Below are 18990 nucleotides of genomic sequence, written 5' to 3'. Positions count from 1 at the left end.
TGCAAATGACCTGACTTATAAGAACAAGAGAGGTATGCGCATGTCCCTGGCTGATATTCGTCTGGATGATAAATACCGGCTTGCCACCGGCAATCTGTACCTGACCGGCACACAGGCCCTGACCCGCCTGCCGATGCTGCAAAAGCAGCGCGATGAGGCGCAGGGCCTGAACACTGCCGGGTTCATCTCTGGCTACCGCGGTTCGCCGCTGGGTAATCTGGACAAGAGCCTTTGGGACGCCAAGGACTACCTGCAACAAAACGCCATCCATTTTCAGCCGGGCATCAACGAAGAACTGGCCGCCACGGCGGTCTGGGGCAGTCAACAGGTCAACCTGTTCCCGCATGGCAAGTACGATGGCGTGTTCGCCCTCTGGTACGGCAAGGGGCCGGGCGTAGATCGTTGCGGTGATGTGTTCAAGCACGGCAACTCGGCCGGTGTTGCGGCCAATGGCGGCGTGCTGATCCTGGCGGGCGACGACCACGGCTGCAAATCATCGACCATCGCTCACCAGAGTGAGCATGCGTTCATCGCCTCGATGATCCCCGTGCTCAACCCCAGTAATGTCCAGGAGATTCTCGACTACGGCATCATTGGCTGGGAGCTGTCGCGCTACAGCGGTTGCTGGGTGGCGATGAAGACCATTGCCGAGAACGTCGACTCTTCCGCGGTGGTCGAGGTCGATCCATTGCGGATCAAAACCCGTATCCCTGAAGACTTCGACATACCCGAAGGCGGTTTGCACATCCGCTGGCCGGACCCGCCGCTGGCTCAGGAGGCTCGACTCAATACCTACAAGATCTACGCCGCCAGGGCCTTCGCCCGCGCCAACCAGTTGAACAAGGTGGTGATCGATTCTGCGCAACCCCGGCTGGGGATCATCACCACCGGCAAGTCCTATCTGGACGTGCGGCAGGCCCTCGAAGAGCTGGGTATCGATCAGGAGCTGTGCGAGAAGGTCGGGATTCGCGTGCTCAAGGTCGGCATGAGCTGGCCGCTGGAACCGGTGTCGGTGCACGATTTTGCCGAAGGGCTGGACGAAATTCTGGTGGTCGAGGAAAAACGCAGTGTCATTGAAGACCAGCTCACCGGTCAGCTCTACAACTGGCCTGTTGAACGGCGGCCAGTGGTGGTCGGCGAGTTCGATGAGCAGGGCCGTTCACTGCTGCCGAACCTCAGTGAGCTGACCCCGGCGATGATTGCCAGGGTGATCGCCAAACGCCTCGCGCCGTTCTACAGCAGCCCGCAGATCGACGCGCGCCTGCAGTTTCTCAGCGACAAGGAGCAAGCGTTGCAGGCGCCGCTGTTCACCACCCAGCGCACCCCGCATTTCTGCTCCGGCTGCCCGCATAACACCTCGACACGGGTTCCGGAGGGCAGTCGCGCCCTGGCCGGCATCGGCTGCCATTACATGACCATCTGGATGGATCGCGAAACCGATACGTTCACCCAGATGGGCGGCGAGGGCGTGACCTGGATCGGTCAGGCACCGTTCACCGAAACTCCGCACGTTTTCCAGAACCTGGGCGACGGTACCTATTTTCACTCGGGGCACCTGGCGCTGCGTGCGGCAGTGGCCTCCAAGGTCAACATTACTTACAAGATTCTCTACAACGATGCGGTGGCCATGACCGGTGGCCAGCCGATCGACGGCGTGCTGCGCGTCGATCAACTGAGCCGTCAGGTGTTCAACGAAGGCGTGCTGCGCATCGCGCTGGTTTCCGACGAGCCGGACAAGTACCCGAGTCGTGAGGACTTCGCGCCGATTACCACCTTTCATCATCGGCGCGACCTGGACAGCGTGCAGCGCGAGTTACGCGAGTTCAAAGGCGTGTCGGTCATCATCTACGACCAGACCTGCGCCACCGAAAAGCGCCGCCGTCGCAAACGCGGCACCATGCCTGACCTGGAAAAGCGCGCGTTGATCAACCCGGCGGTGTGCGAAGGCTGCGGCGACTGTGGGGTGAAATCCGGATGCCTGTCGGTGCTGCCCAAGGAAACGGCACAGGGGCGCAAGCGCGAAATCGATCAGAGCGCCTGCAATAAGGATTTCAGTTGCGTCGAGGGTTTCTGCCCAAGCTTCGTTACGGTGCATGGCGGCAAACTGCGCAAACCTGTGTTGCCCAAGCAGGTCGAGGCGTTCGCGCGTCTGCCAGAACCGGCACTGCCGTCGCTCGACAGGCCGTTCAATATTCTCCTGCCGGGTGTCGGCGGCACAGGGGTGACCACCGTCGGCGCGATGCTGGGCTATGCCGCGAATCTGGAAGGCAAGGGCTGCAGCGTGCTTGATCAGGCCGGTCTGGCACAGAAATTCGGTCCGGTGGTCAGCCATATCCGCATTGCCGCGCGCCAGGAGGATCTGTTCGCCGTGCGTATCGCCGCCGGTGAAGCGCACCTGCTGCTCGGCTGTGACTTGCTGGTGGCTGCCGGCCCGGATGCGATCGCCAAGCTCGACAGCAAGATTTCCCATGCGGTGGTCAACAGCCAGCAAACACCGACCGCCGAGTTCACGCGCAATCCGGATGCCGTGTTCCCGGCCGAGGCCATGAAGCAGACCATCATCGAGGCGGTCGGCGCGGCGAAGACCCACTTTGTCGAAGCCACCTCGCTGGCCACCCGATTGATGGGCGACAGCATCGCCAGCAACCTGTTCATGCTCGGCTATGCGTTCCAGCTGGGCCTGATTCCATTGACCTCGGCGGCCATCGAGAAGGCCATCGAACTCAACGGCGTTGCGGTCAACCTGAATCAGCAGGCGTTTCTCTGGGGCCGTCGTACCGCGCATGATCCCGCCGCCGTGGAGGCCTTCGTCAATCCGCAAGACAAGGTCAGCGAGCCGCAACCGATGGACCTTGATCAGCGTATCCAGAGCAACGTCGATGCCTTGAAGCAGTATCAGAACGCGGCTTACGCCAAGCGCTATCTGGCGTTGGTGCAACGCGTACGCGACAGCGAATCGCGGGCGTTCCCCGGTCAGCAGCCGACGCTGACCGAGGCTGTGGCGTTCAATTACTTCAAATTGCTGGCGTACAAGGACGAATACGAAGTGGCGCGGCTGTACAGCAACGGCGAGTTTGCCCGCCAGTTGCAGGCGCAGTTCGAAGGTGACTATCGACTGGAGTTTCATCTGGCACCGTCGTGGCTGGCCAAGCGCGACCCGCACACGGGCCTGCCACGCAAACGCAGCTTTGGCCCGTGGATGCTGCGCGCTTTCGATGTGCTGGCGGCGTTCAAATTTCTCCGTGGTACGGCGCTCGATCCGTTTGGTCGCAGTCTTGAGCGTCAGCAGGAGAGGGCGCTGATTGATCGCTATGTCAGCGATGTCGAACTGATCCTGCAGCACCTTCAGGCGCACAATCGCCACACCGCCTTGAGTCTGGCACGCCTGCCGGAACGCATTCGCGGCTATGGCTACATCAAGGAAAGCGCCATGAAAGCAGCTGCCGTGCAGGCCGATATTCTGCGCAAGAGCCTGGAAAGCGGCGAAGTGGCCGCGCCGAAGCTGTATGAGGCGGCTGCCTGAGGAGGGCAATACCAATCAGCGTGCCAGCTCAGCGTTGGCACGCTTTTCATTACGCAATGCGATCGTCGTGCCGCGTAGAGGTACTGACTACACCGGCCTGAACAGGTGGGCATGCCCGGCGCGGTACAGCGAGGACTCGCTGAAGGTGTCATCGGCAAGCACACGTCCGACCAGAATCAGCGCTGTACGGCGAAAGCCCTTGGCCTGTACCTTTTCCTGAATATCCGCCAGCGTGCCAACGGCCCAGTCCTGATCCGGCCAGCTGGCGCGGTGCACCACGGCAATCGGGCAGTCGGCGCCGTAATGTGGCACGAGTTCTTCGACGATCCGCTGCAGGTTGTTCACCCCCAGATGAATCGCCATCGTTGCCCGATGGCTGGCCAGACTGGCCAGTTCCTCGCCGCTGGGCATTGAGGTCTTGTCGGCATAGCGGGTCAGAATCACGCTTTGCGAAACGTCCGGCAGGGTCAGCTCGACGCCCAGCAATGCAGCGCAGGCAGCGGTCGCGGTCACCCCCGGAATGATTTCGAACGGAATGCCCAGTTCGCGCAGATGGCGGATCTGCTCACCGATAGCGCCATACAGGCTCGGGTCTCCGGAGTGCACGCGTGCGACATCCTGGCCCTGTGCGTGTGCGCGCTTGATCAGCTCGATGATCTGCTCCAGATGCAGCTCGGCGCTGTTGGTCACCTGCACGGCCTGATGACCTTCCAGCACAGCGAGGGGGACCAGCGAGCCTGCGTAGATAATGACCGGGCAGTTGCGAATCAGGCGTTGTCCCTTGACGGTGATCAGCTCCGGATCGCCAGGGCCTGCGCCGATGAAATAGACAGTCAATGAATTCTCCGGGGTGAATGAGCGCGGGGAGATTATCCGCTGTGCGCAGGGCTGATTGCCAAGGCAAATGTGGCCTGCGCGCTTTTCTGTCGTTCTATCAGCAGCGTGGCCGTACCGTCTCCCAGTTGCGCCGCCAGTGCCAGGGCCGAGCCTTCGGCGACGCCATGACAGCCAGTGCTCTGGAAGACCTGCGCAGAGCGGTGCGTCAGGTGCAGTTCCCACGCTACCAGTTGCGCGGCGTTGAAGCATACCAGTGGCACTGCCAGTTGCCCGGCCAGCTCAAGCAGACCGGGCTCGGTTTGTTTCAGGTCGATGGACGCCAGCGCGGTCACCCGGGCAATGTCCAGCTCAAGTGCCTGCAGGCTTTGCTCAAGCAGATCGCGCAACAGCGCAGCCGAGCAGCCGCGCCGACAGCCCAGCCCGGCGACCAGAGGTGCGCCGGGTTGAAGGGTAACTGGATCAGGCCTGATGCAGGTCGACATGGTCGGCGTGCACATCGTTTTTGCGGAACAGCCAGGCACTGATCAATCCCAGAGCGACCCAGAACAGCGCGTTGGTCAGCAGCGAGGCCATCATGAACTGCGATTCCAGAGCCTCGGGAGCCAGGCTTTCATGGACCAGCGGCTGTGGCGCGCCAAGCACATGCGGGACCAGCAGAATCGCCACACCCAGTGCTTTGAGCAGCCAGTTCTGGCCGAACACCAGCAAGGCCAGCCCGACGGCAGTCGACGCAGCAGCGCCGAGCCACCATAGCTGACGCTGACTCAACTCGGCGGCGGCCGTGCCTGGCAGTTCGGGTGGCAGGCCAAGGGTCGGGGCCAGCACGAACACGGCAAAACCGGCCAGCCCCCACCATGCGCCTTGCACGGTGCGACCCGGTGCCCGCAGGGTGTAAAGCCCGGCAAGCATCAGCGCAAAGCCCACCGCGACCACCAGGTTGCCGCCGGTGGTGGACAGCACACGCTGCCAACCGTTTTCGGGCTCCCAGGCCGCTTCTTCATGGGCATGGCTGTGTTCGGCCAACGCGCCGTCCGTGTGCTGATGCAGTTGCTCGGCAGGCGCGTTTTCGTAGGTCTCGGCCTGCTGGATCAGCGGCACCACCCACAGGCTTTGCAGCAGGGTCAGCAGCAGGGCGGCGAGCAGGCCGGTGAAACCTGCGGTGTAGGCGATTCGCTTGAACATTGTGTGGCCCTCAATGGCAAGGAAAGGCAGCGCTGTGACGGGTGTCGTGTGCCGCGTTGTGCACGGCCGCGATGTGCGAGAAACCGGCGAAGTACACCAGGCAGGCGCCGAGAAGCGCAGCGCTGATGGCGGCTGTCAGGCGTTGAGTGCGTGTGGAGCTGGGCGCGGCGGCGTGGCTGCTGATGGTCGACATGGCGTTCCCTCTTGTTGGTAATCGGCAAGTGGGCCACGCGCAAAAGAGCCTGCCGGCAGATGCCGGAGGTTTCAACTGCGCCCGCCCACCGCGGGTTTGTCATTGCAAGCATATCGGGCCGGTCTCCGGGCTCGCGAGGGGCCAGGACGTCAGTGCGTCAAAGCCTGCAAAGTCACCTTCCCATGCCAGCGGCACAGTGGATCAGACCTACTCTCGCTTACCGTTGCGGGGGCAGCACCGGACTTGCTCGACAACGCGAGCGCACCGGTTTCCCGTTTCACCCCGTGAGGGGCACCCGAAACAAGGCGCACAGGAGAGCATGGGCGGCAGGGCAGCGTCAATCTGAACGATTGACCTGTCTGCAGTCACTGCGTAGCCTTGCTGACTCGAGGTTCTCCCCGGGTAAAACATCACCCAGTGGAGCTAAGACGGGAATGCGGTACAAGCCGCAGCTGCCCCCGCAACTGTAAACGGTCATGTTCATTGCACAGCCACTGCTGCGGCGGGAAGGCGCGATGAATGCGTGTCGGCGTTTCTCACTGCCTGCCGCACGCCGCCGTGAGCCAGGAGACCTGCCTCGAACGGGCCGCACATGCTGCGGCCCTGGAGAATTCTCACTACAACCGGGCGGGGTGATCCGGTGGCGATCCGATCTGCGTGTCCTGCATGCGGTTCTCGTCCTGTTTGCCCGCCGCATTGCCAAAGGGCACCTGATGAAAACACTGGCCAAGCTTCCCGTCACCATCGTCACCGGCTTCCTCGGCTCGGGCAAGACCACCCTGTTGCGGCACATGCTCGACAACGCCGAAGGGCGGCGCATTGCGGTCATCGTCAATGAGTTCGGCGAGCTGGGCATCGACGGAGAAATCCTCAAGCAGTGCACGATCGGCTGCACCGAAGAAGAAGCCAACGGCCGGGTGTACGAACTGGCCAACGGCTGCCTGTGCTGCACCGTGCAGGAAGAGTTCTTCCCGGTCATGCGCGAACTGGTCGCGCGCCGTGGTGATCTGGACCATATCCTGATCGAAACCTCGGGGCTGGCGCTGCCCAAGCCGCTGGTCCAGGCTTTTCAATGGCCGGAAATCCGCAACGCCTGCACGGTCGATGCGGTGATTACGGTGGTCGACAGCCCGGCGGTACTGGCTGGTACTTTCGCTGCCTTCCCCGATCAGGTCGATGCGCAGCGCAAACTTGATCCCAACCTGGACCACGAGTCGCCTCTGCACGAACTGTTTGCCGATCAACTGGCCAGCGCTGATCTGGTGATCCTCAACAAGGCCGACATGATCGACGCCGAAGGTCTGGCGACGGTGCGTGCCGAAGTTGCCGAAGAGTTGCCGCCTGCCGTCAAGGTGATCGAAGCCAGCAGTGGTCGCCTGCCGATCAGCGTGTTGCTGGGTGTCGGTGCCGAGTCGGAACTGCATATCGATGCGCGCAAGACCCACCATGATCACCACGACGATGACGATCATGATGACCACGATCACGACGCGTTCGATTCGATATCCCTGAAACTGCCGCAAGCTGACGAGAAAGTCCTGCTCGATGCACTGAATCAGTTGGTGGTGCAGCACGGCATTCTTCGTGTGAAGGGCTTCGCGGCCATTCCCGGCAAGCCGATGCGCCTGCTGATTCAAGGTGTCGGAACGCGTTTCGACAAGCACTTCGACCGCGCCTGGCGTGCCGATGAAGAGCGTGCCACACACTTGGTGCTGATTGGTCAGGAGCTGGATGCCGCAGCCCTGCAAGCGCAACTCAACGCTGCGATTGCTGGCTGACCCATGCATTTACTGAGAACCCAGCCCGGCGGTTTCGTACCTGACGACAATATTGCCGATCTGGGCCAGACCCCGGCCGAGCTGGTGATTCTCTGCAGCGGCGACTCCAGCCTGGCGCTGCTGGCCGAAGCTGCCCGGCAGCTCCCCGAAGACTACCCCAGCCTGCGTCTGGCCAACCCGATGCAGGTCCAGAATCACGCCTCTGTCGACCTGTACGTCGATGAAGTGCTGCGTCACGCAAAGGTCATCCTGATTTCTCTGCACGGCGGTATTGGCTACTGGCGCTACGGCGTCGAGCGGCTGATGGAGCTCGCGGCACGCGGCGTTCAGGTCATTCTGGTGCCGGGTGATGACCGCCCTGATCCAGAGCTGAGTGATTTGAGCACCGTGCCTGCCGTAGAACGCGACCGACTCTGGCAGTTTTTGCGTCAGGGCGGCCTGCAAAACGCGCTGCAACTGTACAACTGCATGGCCAGTCGCTGGCTGGACCGCGATTATTCCTGGGTCGAGCCCGCGCCGTTGCCGCGCACGGCGATCTACCATCCGCGTTTGGCAAGCGCGCAGCTTGCCGATTGGCAGGCAGACTGGCTTGCCGAGCAGCCGGTGGTAGCGCTGCTGTTCTATCGCTCGCACCTGCAGGCCGCCAATACCGGTTTCATCGATGAGTTCTGTGTGCGCTTGCAGGCGCAAGGCATCAACCCGCTGCCCATAGCCGTGGCCAGCCTCAAGGAGCCCGGCTGTTTCACTCAGGTGGAGGACTGGCTGGATGAGGCTGAAACCGAGCTGATCCTCAATACCACCGGTTTTGCCCAGTCGAGTCCGGAAGCGCCGCATCTGCGGCCGTTTCGGCGCAACGTGCCGGTCATTCAGGCCATCTGCGCGCAGGACAACGAGCCTGCCTGGCAGGCCAGCGAACAGGGCCTTGGCGCTCGTGATCTGGCGATGCACATTGCCTTGCCGGAGCTGGACGGACGGATCATCAGCCGGCCGATCAGCTTCAAGGACCTGGCCTGGCGCAGTGAGCGCAGCCAGTCGGACGTGGTCTGCTACCGCGCCCAGCCGGACCGGATGGATTTCGTCGCGCAACTGGCGCGGCGCTGGATCGAGCTTGCGCGCCTGCCCAATGGCGAAAAGCGCGTGGCGCTGATCCTCGCCAACTACCCGACTCGCGACGGGCGGATCGGCAATGGTGTGGGGCTCGATACGCCTGCTGCGGCGCTGAATATCCTGCGCGCCATGCAGGCAGAGGGCTATCCGCTGGCGCCGTTGCCGGACACTGGCACTGAACTGATCCAGCAACTGCTGGGCGGCGTGACCAATGATCTGGACAGTATCGACCAACGCCCGTGTCACCAGAGCATGGCGCTGGAGGAGTACCTGGCGGCGTTCAACGAACTGCCGCAGGAAAATCGCGACGCGGTGAACGCCCGTTGGGGCACGCCGGACACCGATCCGATGTTTCGCAGCGGCCGGATGATGATCGCCGGGCTGCGCTTTGGCCTCACCTTCATCGGCATTCAACCGGCGCGGGGTTATCAGGTCGACCCGAGCGCGGTGTATCACGACCCGGATCTGGTTCCACCCCATGGCTATCTGGCGTTCTACTTCTGGCTACGCAAGGCCTACGGCGCGCATGCGGTGGTGCATGTCGGCAAGCACGGCAACCTCGAATGGCTGCCCGGCAAGGGTGTGGGGTTGTCGCGAACCTGCTGGCCGGACGCGGTGCTGGGCGCCATGCCGAACATCTATCCGTTCATCGTCAACGATCCGGGCGAGGGCGCACAGGCCAAGCGGCGCACTCAGGCGGTCATCATCGATCACTTGATGCCGCCGCTGACCCGCGCGGAGACCTACGGCCCGTTACGCAATCTGGAACTGCTCGCCGACGAATTCTACGAAGCGCAATTGCTCGATCCGCGCCGCGCGCGCGAGCTGCAGCGTGACATTCTCGAGCTGGTCCGTGAAACCCATATCGACCGCGAACTGGCGCTTGGCGAGAACCTCGACAGCGATGCCGACGCGGCGCTCTGGCTGCCACGGCTGGACACTTACCTGTGTGACCTGAAGGAATCGCAGATTCGCGATGGTCTGCATATCTTCGGTCAATCGCCGCAAGGTCGTCTGCGCATCGATACCTTGCTGGCCCTGCTGCGTATTCCGCGTGGTGACGGGCGTGGCGCGCAGTCCAGTCTGTTGCGTGCGTTGAGCAAGGCGTTCGAGCTGGACTTCGACCCGCTGAACTGCGAATTGGCCGAACCCTGGACCGGCCCGCGTCCCGCTGCATTGCAGGCCCTGAGCAGCGATCCCTGGCGCAGTGCCGGCGATGCTCGCGAGCGGCTGGAGCTTTACGCCGCCATCCTTATCGAACGCGTCATCCAGGGCGAAGCGTTGACTGACTTGCCTGCACACGATGATCTGGCCCAGATCCTGGACAGCCTGCGTGACGTCGTCGCGCCGCGTCTGGATGCCTGCGGCCCCGGCGAAATGCAGGGCATGCTTGATGCCCTGAGTGGTCGTTTCGTGCCGGCAGGTCCCAGCGGCGCGCCGAGCCGGGGGCGTCTGGATGTGCTGCCCACCGGCCGCAACTTTTTTACCGTGGATGTGCGCAACCTGCCGACCACCACGGCCTGGCGAATCGGCTTCCAGTCCGCCAATCTGCTGCTGGAACGACACCTCCAGGACCATGGCGACCACCTGCGCCAGTTGGGCCTCTCGGTGTGGGGCACGGCGACCATGCGTACCGGCGGTGACGACATCGCCCAGGCCATGGCGCTGATGGGCGTGCGTCCGGTGTGGGCGACGGGCAGTCAGCGGGTCGATGACTTCGAGATTCTGCCGATCAGCCTGCTCGACCGCCCACGAGTGGACGTGACACTGCGGGTCTCCGGCTTCTTCCGTGACGCGTTCGCCAACCTCATCAAGCTGTTCGACGCTGCGGTGCAGGCCGTCGCGGCGCTTGACGAGCCCGACGACCTGAACCCGCTGGCGGCCAGGGTCCGTGAAGAACGGCAGGGCTTCATCGCAGAAGGTCTGAATGAAGACGAAGCGGCGCGTCAGGCTGGCTGGCGGATATTTGGTGCCAAACCCGGTGCCTATGGCGCTGGCGTGCAGGGTGCTATCGATGGCCGCCTGTGGCAGAGCCGCGATGACCTTGCCGAGGTTTACCTGAACTGGGGCGGTTACGCCTATGGCGCTGCCGATGAAGGTACGCCCGCACGCCAGCGCTTTGCCCAGCGGCTTTCTCAGGTGCAGGCGGTGCTGCAGAATCAGGACAATCGCGAACACGATCTGCTCGACTCAAACGACTACTACCAGTTTCAGGGCGGCATGCTCGCCGCTTCGGAAAGCCTCAGCGGGCAGAAGACCGCCAGTTACCACGGCGATCACAGCCAGCCCGACCTGCCGAAAATCCGTACCCTCAAGGAAGAGCTGAACCGGGTGATACGTTCGCGCGCAGCGAATCCGAAATGGATCGAAGGGGCCAAGCGCCATGGTTACAAGGGGGCGTTCGAGATGGCCGCGACCGTGGATTTCCTGTTCGCGTTCGATGCGACCACCGAGCTGATCGATGATCACCAGTACGCGCTGCTCGCCGACGCCTATCTGCTGGACCCGGCGACTCGCGATTTCATCGCTCAGCACAATCCTGATGCCTTGCGCGACATGACCGAGCGCATGCTCGAAGCCCAGCAGCGCGGCCTCTGGCAGGAGCCTGGCGAGTATCAGCAGGCGCTGGAAGACCTGCTCCTGGACATAGAAGAGAACTGATGACCGTGTCTGATTCAACGATGAGTGAAACTCCGCATTTTCCGCTGGCCGCTGTGGTCGGTGCTGATGACCTGAAACTGGCGTTATGCCTGACTGCCATCGACCCGCGCATCGGCGGCGTGTTGATCGAAGGGCCGCGGGGCATGGCCAAATCGACGCTGGCCCGCGGGCTGGCCGATGTGCTGGCCAGCGGTCAGTTCGTCACCTTGCCGCTGGGTGCTACCGAAGAGCGTCTGGTCGGCACGCTGGACCTTGACGCCGCACTGAGCGAGGGTCGCGCGCGCTTCTCTCCGGGCGTGCTGGCCAAGGCCGACGGCGGCGTGCTGTATGTCGATGAGGTCAACCTGCTTGCCGACCATCTGGTCGACCTGCTGCTGGACGTCGCGGCCAGCGGCGTCAACCTGGTCGAGCGCGACGGTATCTCCCATCGTCATGCTGCGCGTTTCGTGCTGATCGGTACCATGAACCCCGAAGAAGGTGAATTGCGCCCGCAGTTGCTGGACCGCTTTGGCCTCAATGTGGCGCTGAGCGGTCATACACTGCCTGCCGAGCGCAGCCAGATCATCCGTCGCCGTCTGGATTTCGACACCGATCCGCAGGGCTTCTGCCAGCAGTGGCAAGCGCAGCAGGATGCCTTGAAGCTGCGCTGTGAACAGGCCCGTCAGCTATTGTCGAGCATCGAACTGGATGACCAGTCGCTGGCAATGATCACCGAGCGTTGCTTTGCCGCAGGTGTCGACGGCATGCGTGCCGATCTGGTCTGGCTGCGGGCTGCGCGTGCTCATGCGGCGTGGCGGGGTGCCGGGCACATTGAAGAGCAGGACATCGAAGCGGTTGCCGAATTTGCCTTGCGTCACCGGCGTCGCGAGCCCTCACCGCCACCGCAGAATTCCGAGGCGCCGCCACCGCCTCCGGGCTCGTCCAGCAAACAGGCCGAGCCTGACGGCGGGCAGGGCAGCTGGGGTGAGTTGCCCGCCCAGGCCGTCACGACCGGCTCACGCCGCGAAGTGCCGAGCTGGCCAAAAAAGCCCTAGGCATCCGTCCCCGCGCCATACAGGGGGCGGATGCCATTCCCCGTCCCGGTCGACTGGCCTGCGGCAGGCAGGGCGCTGTGCGTGTCGGTGCTGATGGCCCGGTGCAATGGCTACCGACCTTTCTGCGCGGTCAGCCGAAGAGCCACAAGGATTTGGTTCGCCAGCCGCGCAGCAGCCGGCCCAGCGAGTTATTGCTGGTGATTGTCGATGCTTCGGCGTCTACCCGCCGCCATCAGGCGTTGAGTCAGGCCAAGGGCCTGCTGTCGCAGATGTTCGACGATGCCTATCGACGCCGCGCGCGGCTGGCCTTACTGACCGCCAGCGGCACTGCGCCACGCTGGCAACATCAGGGGCTGAAGGCCTCATCGGCGTTGACACCCTGGCTGGATGCACTGGGGGCTGGCGGTGGTACGCCGTTGCCGGAAGCGCTGCGACAGGCAGCTGAATGGCTGGGGCAACGGCAAAAACGCTATCCGGCCGAACAGCAGCGGGTTCTGGTGCTGACCGATGGCCGGATCAAGTCGTTACCGGCACTCCCTGCGTTCGACTGCGCCAGCTTGCTGATCGATATCGAGAAAGGCCCGATCCGCCTGGGAAGGGCGCGGGAACTGGCATCGAGTCTGGGGGCTGAGTACCGGCACATCGATGAGTTGAAGCGGGTCTGAGGGTGGGGAACCCCTCAGGCCAGGCTCTCTTGCCGATGCTCTGCGGGGGTGGCGCGCGCAGAGCATGGCACTGAAAACACACCTCTGTGGGCGCGGCAAGGGCGGCGATCCCACGGGGTTTTCCATTACGCCAAGCGGGGAGCCCGCTCAGTCAGCCATCAAGCCGGCATGGTCCACGGCTCAAGGTCGTAGCCTTCGTTGCTGATTTCTGCACGGGCCTGTTCCAGCGCGCTGGCCAGTTGGCGCTTGTCGGAATAGGTGCTGCTCGGGATCTGCTTGCGACCGATACGGTTGCTGGTGCGGTCGATCACCGTCAGGCTCAGTTCGCCGTTACCGTCCTGTGGTGCCCAGGCAACACACTGGAAGGGTTCAAAAGCGTGTCCAGCGATCAGAAGTGCATCGTTGAAGCGCAGTGGGGCGTTCATGGTCGTTTCCTCAAGTGCCCATATCAATTCAGTCTCGGCGGCGGGCTGACCGTCCGGCTGGTTACTTGTGTTGATGAACGACAAGGGGGCATGAGTCACACCGTTCATTGAAAATATTTGCGAATTATTTTTGATGGGGCGCGTGGAAGGCTGCCTGTTGCCGCAAGAACCGGGCAGGTAGCGCACTAATGACAGCAGGTTATGAGCGTTAGACCCAAACGGTACAACGCTGCGCCAAATATTTGCTAGGGTGATGAGTGGGCTCGCCAACAGACTGTTTATAAAAAGCTTTTCAAATCTTCCATACGCCGGGCGCCAAGGAAACCTCATGCATGGATCGGCCCCAACACGACGTCTGTTAATGCTCGACGGCGGTGACGACTGTCATCCATTGATCCCCGTTCTGGTCGAGGCCGGATGGGCGGTGCAGGAAAGCCCATCGGATTCGGCAATCATTGCTGATTGTGATGTAGGCCTGATTCACCTGACCCCCGATCATTTTGAACACTTGCCCAGGCTCGAGGCGCTGTTCATTGACAGCCCGGTGCGCTGGATTGCAGTGCTGGCAGCCAGTGATTTGCGCCGCGAGAAAATCGGTGATTTCGTCTGCCGCTGGTTTTTCGACTTTCATACGCTGCCTTTCGACGCGGATCGGCTGCATGCCTCGCTGGACAGAGCGTTTACGGCCGGGCGGCCGCAATTGCAGGGCTCGCCTTCGCAATTCAGCGTGGAACCCGAGTGGCTCGGCGACAGTCGGCCTGTCCGTGAATTGCGCAGGCTGCTGAGCAAACTGGCGCCCACCGATTCGCCGGTATTGATCAGGGGCGAACGGGGCACGGGCAAGGAACTGATCGCGCGCAGCCTGCATGTTCAGTCCTTGCGACGCGACAAACCCTTTATCGTGGTCGATTGCGCAGCATCTGACGGGCAGTCGATCCACGCCGTGCTGTTCGGTCATGAGGACGGCGGGTTTGACGATGCTCAGGAACGTAGGGGCGGGTTGCTTGAAGCCGCAGACGGCGGCACGCTGTTGCTCGACGAGGTCGGTGAGCTGCCGCTGGATACCCAGGCGAGCCTGCTGCGCTTTCTCGAAGACCGGCAGATCGAGCGCGCGGACGGTAGCGAACCGATTGCAGTGGATGTGCGGGTGCTGGCCGCGACCCGCGAGGATCTTGAAACGGCGGTGCGCAAAAAGCGCTTTCGCGAGGACCTGTATTACCAGCTCAATGTGCTGCAGGTCGGGGTAGCGCCATTGCGCGAGCGTCATGGCGATCTGGCGTTGCTGGCCAACCATTTCGCCCATTTGTACAGTCAGGAAACCGGCAGGCGGGCGCGCAGTTTCAGTCAGGATGCTTTGGTTGCGCTGGGCAAGCACGATTGGCCGGGCAATGTGCGCGAGCTGGCCGGTCGCGTTCGGCGCGGGCTGGTGCTGGCCGAAGGCAGGCAGATAGAAGCGGCAAATCTCGGCCTGCTGGGTGAGGAGGACAGTGTTGGCAGCATGGGGACGCTGGAGGATTATAAGTCGCGGGCCGAGCGTCAGGCGTTGTGTGACGTGTTGACGCGCCACAGTGACAATTTGAGTGTGGCGGCCAGAGTGCTGGGTATTTCGCGGCCGACGTTTTACCGGCTGTTACACAAGCACCAGATCCGCTGAATCGCCCAGCAACTGCGAGACAGCGGTCAGCGCCTGTACGCGGCGCTGCTCCCAGTTACCGCCCACTACCCGGTAAGCTTGCCGGTGGTGTTCCAGCCATTCCCGGCTGGCGTCGAAAAAGGCCTGGCGTTCACCCAATTGCGGCTGGCAGCGCTGGCCGTCGCTGATCCAGTCAACGCCTTCAGGCGACAGCAGCAGATGCAGGTCATAGGTACGCCTCAGCAGTTGCTGTTCGATCCACGCAGGGCAGTCGCCGAACAGCGTGCGGCTCCAGAGCATGTTGCTCAACAGGTGCGTGTCGAGTATCAGCAAGTCTGGCTCGGCGCCGCGCGCGGCGTCCTCCCAGGCCAGTTGGCCCTGGGCGATGGCCGGAATATCGGCGTAAACGGTATCGCGGCCCTGCTGATCGATGAACTGCCGGACATATTCGCCGACCAGCAGGCCGCCGAACCTGTGTTGTATTTCCGCCGACAGCCAGCTCTTGCCGCTCGACTCGGGGCCGGTGAGAACCAGAACTTTCATCGCGCCAGCGCCAGATCGTTGCGCCACTCGCGCCAGCCCTGTACCGCCAGCAGGGTGAACAAGCCATACAGCGCAGCCGTCAGGTACAACTCTTTGTAGATGAACAAGCCGACGAAAATCACATCGAGCAGGATCCACAGCGGCCAGCACTGAACGCGTTTTTGCGCCATCCAGACCTGCGCCACCAGACTGAACCCGGTCAGCGCGGCGTCCAGCCAGGGCTGTGCCGCATCGGTGAAATGCGCCATGCCTGCCCCCAGTGCGACGCTGACAAGTGCGCCGACCGCCAGCCCCTTGAGCACCGAACGGTTCTGCAAGGTGGTCACGGCTTTGACCGGCAGGCCGTCACCGTGCCGCGTCCATTGCAGCCAGCCATAGACCTGCAGGCCTGCGTAGATGACCTGCAGGAGCATGTCCGAATACAGCTTTACGTCGAAGAATATCCAGATGTAGATCACCACCATGACCAGGCCGATTGGCCAGCACCAGGGATTCTGCTTCACTGTCAGCCAGACCGCGATAACGCCGATGGCGGCAGCGAAGAGTTCAAGCCCGGACATGGCGGCTCCTTGGTGAGGGTAGTGAGGGGCGTGGCCGGCGATTGTATGCGCTTCTGCGCGCTGCGTGCAGCTTGTGTTGCGCCAGACCTTACGTCAGCAGGCTTTGTGCGTGCAGGTCTGCTAGCATTCCGCGCCTTGCATTTGCGCGAGTTTCTTCAAGCTTCGTTCAGGCATGTGGCGGCATAGTGGCAAGCATTTTTTACACGACAACATTAAACAGCGAGCCTGCGGCATCGCTTCATGGGGGAATGATGGATCTTTGGACCGCTGCTCAGGCGTTGATATTGGGTGTTGTAGAAGGGCTGACGGAGTTCCTGCCGATCTCCAGTACCGGGCACCAGATCATCGTCGCCGACCTGATCGATTTTGGCGGCGAACGTGCCATGGCCTTCAACATCATCATTCAGTTGGGGGCGATTCTGGCGGTGGTCTGGGAGTTTCGGCGCAAGATCCTCGACGTGGTCGTGGGGTTGCCGAAACAGCAACAGGCGCAGCGTTTCACCCTCAACCTGCTGATCGCCTTCATGCCGGCCGTGGTGCTGGGCGTGATTTTCGCCGATACCATCCACCACTACCTGTTCAATGCTATTACCGTGGCCACGGCACTGGTCGTTGGCGGGGTGATCATGCTTTGGGCCGAGCGCCGCGAACACACCGTGCGCACCGAAACCGTCGATGACATGAGCTGGAGCGATGCGCTCAAGGTAGGCTTGGTACAGTGCCTGGCGATGATTCCCGGCACCTCGCGTTCGGGTTCGACGATCATTGGTGGCCTGCTGTTCGGCCTGTCCCGCAAGGCGGCGACAGAATTCTCGTTCTTCCTGGCCATGCCGACGATGGTCGGTGCCGCAGTGTATTCGGGCTACAAGTACCGTGACATGTTTCGCCCTGACGACTTCGCGGTGTTTGCCATCGGCTTCATCACCTCGTTCATCTTCGCGATGATCGCAGTGCGCGGTTTGCTCAAGTTCATCGCCACTCACAGTTATGCGGTGTTCGCCTGGTATCGCATCGCCTTCGGCCTGCTGATCCTGGCGACCTGGCAGTTTGGCTGGATCGACTGGGCATCCGCCAAGGCATGACGGCGAGCCGCGGGTCGTCACGGCCAGCCAGCCTTGGCAGGCCGCCGGTCCGGCAATTGCGCTTGAAGATTCTGGTGCTGTTGCTGCTGTGTGCGTTGCCAGTCTACGGCTCGGCATCGCTATGGCTGAGGCAGGTCACGCCGATCCCGGCGCTGGTCCTGATCGTCATGAGCCTGCTGGCGTTCGTGCTTTACCGGCATGACAAGCGACAGGCCGGCAGTGCTGGCCAGCGCACCCCGGAGAACGTCCTGCATGGTGTCGAGCTGCTCGGCGGCTGGCCCGGCGCGCTGCTCGCGCAACAGGTGTTCCGGCACAAGACCCGCAAGGTGTCTTTTCAGGTCGTATTCTGGCTGATCGTGCTGGTGCATCAGGCGTTGTGGATTGACTGGCTGTTTTTGGGCAAGCGGCTTGTGCAGCTGTTGCCGTTATAGCATCAGGCCGATCTGTTGCCGTTTCGGCAGCCTGCCGACCACCAACTGGTGCGAGCGGGTCAGCAGGTCGCGCAACTCATCGGCGCTCAGCGTCTGCAGGTCTGCCACGCTGATCCAGTGCGCACGCGCCAGGTAGGGCGCAGGTCGTATGCCGGGGCGATCCACGTAACCCAGAAACAACTCTGGGTGGACCTTGAACGCTAGGTCCTCGCCGACCAGATCCATGACCGCGAACATTTTCTTTTCGGCGACGGAAAAAACCCGTACGCCGCCCCACTTGTAGTCTTCACGCGCGCCCGGCAGGTCGAGGCAGAATCTGGCGATGTCTTCCTTGTGCAGGGTCTTTTGCGGGCTCTTTGGCATGGATGCTCCCTGGGGGCGGACGGCGCACGGTAAGCTGTTCGATAGCCGCACGGATATTCGATCAGCGGATTGTATGCTGCTGCGACACTCATTAGTGTGCAGCTTTGCCTTTATCCGGAGTTTCGAATGTCTGCCGTGCAACTTGCTGATGGTCAACTGAACTACCTGCTCGAAGGCCCGGCGGGCGCGCCGGTGCTGGTCTTGTCCAATTCCCTGGGCACTGATCTGCACATGTGGGATAACCAGGTGTCTGCATTCACCCGTCACTTTCAGGTATTGCGTTACGACACCCGCGGTCATGGCAAATCGCTGGTCAGCGAGGGCAGTTACAGCATCGAGCAAAACGCTCGCGATGTGTTGGCGCTGCTTGACGCGCTGGACATCGACAAGGCTTTTTTCTGCGGCCTGTCCATGGGCGGGCTGATCGGCCAATGGCTGGCAATCAATGCGCCGCAGCGCCTGCACAAGGTCGTGCTGTGCAATACGGCCGCCAAAATCGGCAATCCCGATGTCTGGAACCCTCGCATCGAAACCGTTCTGCGTGACGGCCAGTCAGCCATGATCGCGTTGCGCGATGCCTCGATTGCGCGCTGGTTCACGCCTTCCTTCGCGGTCGCCGAACCTGCTGCGGTCGACACGGTTGTCGGCATGCTGGCACGCACCTCTCCACAGGGTTACGCGGCCAATTGCGCGGCCGTGCGCGATGCGGATTTCCGTGAACAGATCGCTTCCATCGAGCTGCCGGTGCTGGTGGTCTGTGGCACGGAGGATGCTGTAACGACCCCGGCGGACGGGCGTTTCATGGTCGAACGGATTCAGGGCTCGCAGACCATCGAGCTGCACGCGGCCCACCTGTCCAGTGTCGAGGCGGGTGAGGCATTCACTGTGCCGGTACTGGCATTTCTGACTGCCGAATAGCCGGGCGCGGTCCTAAGTCCCGGTCTTGAGACACGGGGCACGGCGTTGCATACTC

General features: G+C 62.4%; 17 protein-coding genes and 2 riboswitches. Of the genes, 9 read left to right on the top strand and 8 right to left on the bottom strand.

The genetic code is table 11. From position 1 onward, the window contains the following. Window positions 1-40: 40 nt before the first annotated feature. On the top strand, window positions 41-3523 hold the full coding sequence (locus BLR16_RS03355) for an indolepyruvate ferredoxin oxidoreductase family protein (protein ID WP_074806512.1): 3483 nt from the start codon (window positions 41-43) through the stop codon (window positions 3521-3523). Window positions 3524-3610: 87 nt separating this feature from the next. On the opposite strand, the gene cobM is transcribed toward BLR16_RS03355, so the two are convergent. From cobM to BLR16_RS03335, 4 genes are read right to left on the bottom strand one after another with little or no spacing between them, the layout of a single operon-like run. Then, window positions 3611-4360 carry a precorrin-4 C(11)-methyltransferase gene (cobM, locus tag BLR16_RS03350; RefSeq protein ID WP_003364531.1) on the bottom strand — a complete coding sequence of 250 codons (750 nt, stop codon included), beginning with the start codon at window positions 4358-4360 and terminating at the stop codon, window positions 3611-3613. Between the two features lie 32 nt (window positions 4361-4392). Then, on the bottom strand, window positions 4393-4842 hold the full coding sequence (locus tag BLR16_RS03345; protein WP_044309339.1) for a cobalamin biosynthesis protein: 450 nt from the start codon (window positions 4840-4842) through the stop codon (window positions 4393-4395). Beyond that, the gene (locus tag BLR16_RS03340; protein WP_046719297.1) at window positions 4820-5542 is read right to left on the bottom strand and encodes a CbtA family protein; all 723 of its coding nucleotides are present in this window, start codon (window positions 5540-5542) and stop codon (window positions 4820-4822) included. The genes BLR16_RS03345 and BLR16_RS03340 overlap by 23 nt, the downstream gene beginning before the upstream one ends. A gap of 10 nt (window positions 5543-5552) precedes the next feature. Continuing rightward, window positions 5553-5735 carry a CbtB domain-containing protein gene (locus BLR16_RS03335; RefSeq protein WP_003342053.1) on the bottom strand — a complete coding sequence of 61 codons (183 nt, stop codon included), beginning with the start codon at window positions 5733-5735 and terminating at the stop codon, window positions 5553-5555. Window positions 5736-5833: 98 nt separating this feature from the next. Then, window positions 5834-6049, bottom strand: a riboswitch (cobalamin riboswitch). Between the two features lie 58 nt (window positions 6050-6107). Then, window positions 6108-6330, top strand: a riboswitch (cobalamin riboswitch). A gap of 118 nt (window positions 6331-6448) precedes the next feature. Between BLR16_RS03335 and cobW the strand changes: the two genes are divergently transcribed. Genes cobW through BLR16_RS03315 form a run of 4 tightly spaced genes read left to right on the top strand, consistent with a single transcriptional unit; the run spans window position 6449 to window position 12980 of the window. Then, window positions 6449-7513, top strand: coding sequence for a cobalamin biosynthesis protein CobW (gene cobW, locus BLR16_RS03330; protein WP_011268157.1), 1065 nt, complete (start codon window positions 6449-6451; stop codon window positions 7511-7513). A 3-nt stretch (window positions 7514-7516) separates the two neighbouring features. Next, on the top strand, window positions 7517-11281 hold the full coding sequence (gene cobN, locus BLR16_RS03325; RefSeq protein WP_074806142.1) for a cobaltochelatase subunit CobN: 3765 nt from the start codon (window positions 7517-7519) through the stop codon (window positions 11279-11281). Then, a complete protein-coding gene (locus tag BLR16_RS03320; protein WP_003364520.1) occupies window positions 11281-12315 on the top strand; it encodes a magnesium chelatase ATPase subunit I in 1035 nt (344 codons plus the stop codon). Before cobN ends, BLR16_RS03320 begins: the two co-directional genes overlap by 1 nt. A 53-nt stretch (window positions 12316-12368) precedes the next feature. Further along, window positions 12369-12980 carry a vWA domain-containing protein gene (locus BLR16_RS03315; RefSeq protein ID WP_042930244.1) on the top strand — a complete coding sequence of 204 codons (612 nt, stop codon included), beginning with the start codon at window positions 12369-12371 and terminating at the stop codon, window positions 12978-12980. Between the two features lie 158 nt (window positions 12981-13138). Here BLR16_RS03315 and BLR16_RS03310 read toward each other — a convergent pair whose 3' ends face one another. Continuing rightward, window positions 13139-13405 (bottom strand): hypothetical protein, encoded by a 267-nt coding sequence (locus BLR16_RS03310; protein WP_003315350.1) that lies wholly within the window; start codon window positions 13403-13405, stop codon window positions 13139-13141. Between the two features lie 328 nt (window positions 13406-13733). Between BLR16_RS03310 and BLR16_RS03305 the strand changes: the two genes are divergently transcribed. Further along, window positions 13734-15059 (top strand): sigma-54 dependent transcriptional regulator, encoded by a 1326-nt coding sequence (locus BLR16_RS03305; RefSeq protein ID WP_092194093.1) that lies wholly within the window; start codon window positions 13734-13736, stop codon window positions 15057-15059. Here the strand turns inward: BLR16_RS03305 and BLR16_RS03300 are convergent. Together BLR16_RS03300 and pnuC are read right to left on the bottom strand one after the other, a co-directional pair. Beyond that, on the bottom strand, window positions 15036-15581 hold the full coding sequence (locus BLR16_RS03300) for an AAA family ATPase (RefSeq protein ID WP_003364515.1): 546 nt from the start codon (window positions 15579-15581) through the stop codon (window positions 15036-15038). The genes BLR16_RS03305 and BLR16_RS03300 overlap by 24 nt on opposite strands. Further along, window positions 15578-16141: a nicotinamide riboside transporter PnuC gene (gene pnuC, locus BLR16_RS03295; RefSeq protein ID WP_004413793.1), complete on the bottom strand. Its 564-nt coding sequence runs from the start codon at window positions 16139-16141 to the stop codon at window positions 15578-15580. Before pnuC ends, BLR16_RS03300 begins: the two co-directional genes overlap by 4 nt. Before the next feature lie 251 nt (window positions 16142-16392). Here pnuC and BLR16_RS03290 point away from each other — a divergent pair, with 251 nt between their 5' ends. Together BLR16_RS03290 and BLR16_RS03285 are read left to right on the top strand one after the other, a co-directional pair. Continuing rightward, on the top strand, window positions 16393-17223 hold the full coding sequence (locus BLR16_RS03290; RefSeq protein ID WP_004413791.1) for an undecaprenyl-diphosphate phosphatase: 831 nt from the start codon (window positions 16393-16395) through the stop codon (window positions 17221-17223). Further along, the gene (locus tag BLR16_RS03285; RefSeq protein WP_032609763.1) at window positions 17220-17654 is read left to right on the top strand and encodes a DUF1294 domain-containing protein; all 435 of its coding nucleotides are present in this window, start codon (window positions 17220-17222) and stop codon (window positions 17652-17654) included. The genes BLR16_RS03290 and BLR16_RS03285 overlap by 4 nt, the downstream gene beginning before the upstream one ends. Here the strand turns inward: BLR16_RS03285 and BLR16_RS03280 are convergent. After that, on the bottom strand, window positions 17649-18017 hold the full coding sequence (locus tag BLR16_RS03280) for an MmcQ/YjbR family DNA-binding protein (protein WP_058396262.1): 369 nt from the start codon (window positions 18015-18017) through the stop codon (window positions 17649-17651). The two genes, BLR16_RS03285 and BLR16_RS03280, sit on opposite strands and share 6 nt — an antisense overlap. A 126-nt stretch (window positions 18018-18143) precedes the next feature. Here BLR16_RS03280 and pcaD point away from each other — a divergent pair, with 126 nt between their 5' ends. Then, entirely contained in the window at window positions 18144-18935 is a 792-nt protein-coding gene (gene pcaD, locus BLR16_RS03275; protein ID WP_003364505.1) for a 3-oxoadipate enol-lactonase, read from the top strand. Window positions 18936-18990: the final 55 nt, after the last annotated feature.

It is taken from the genome of Pseudomonas sp. BS3767 (genome assembly GCF_900099665.1).
In the GTDB taxonomy this organism is placed as follows: Bacteria; Pseudomonadota; Gammaproteobacteria; order Pseudomonadales; family Pseudomonadaceae; genus Aquipseudomonas; species Aquipseudomonas cerasi.
This window is presented reverse-complemented; position numbering and strand designations above follow the sequence as displayed.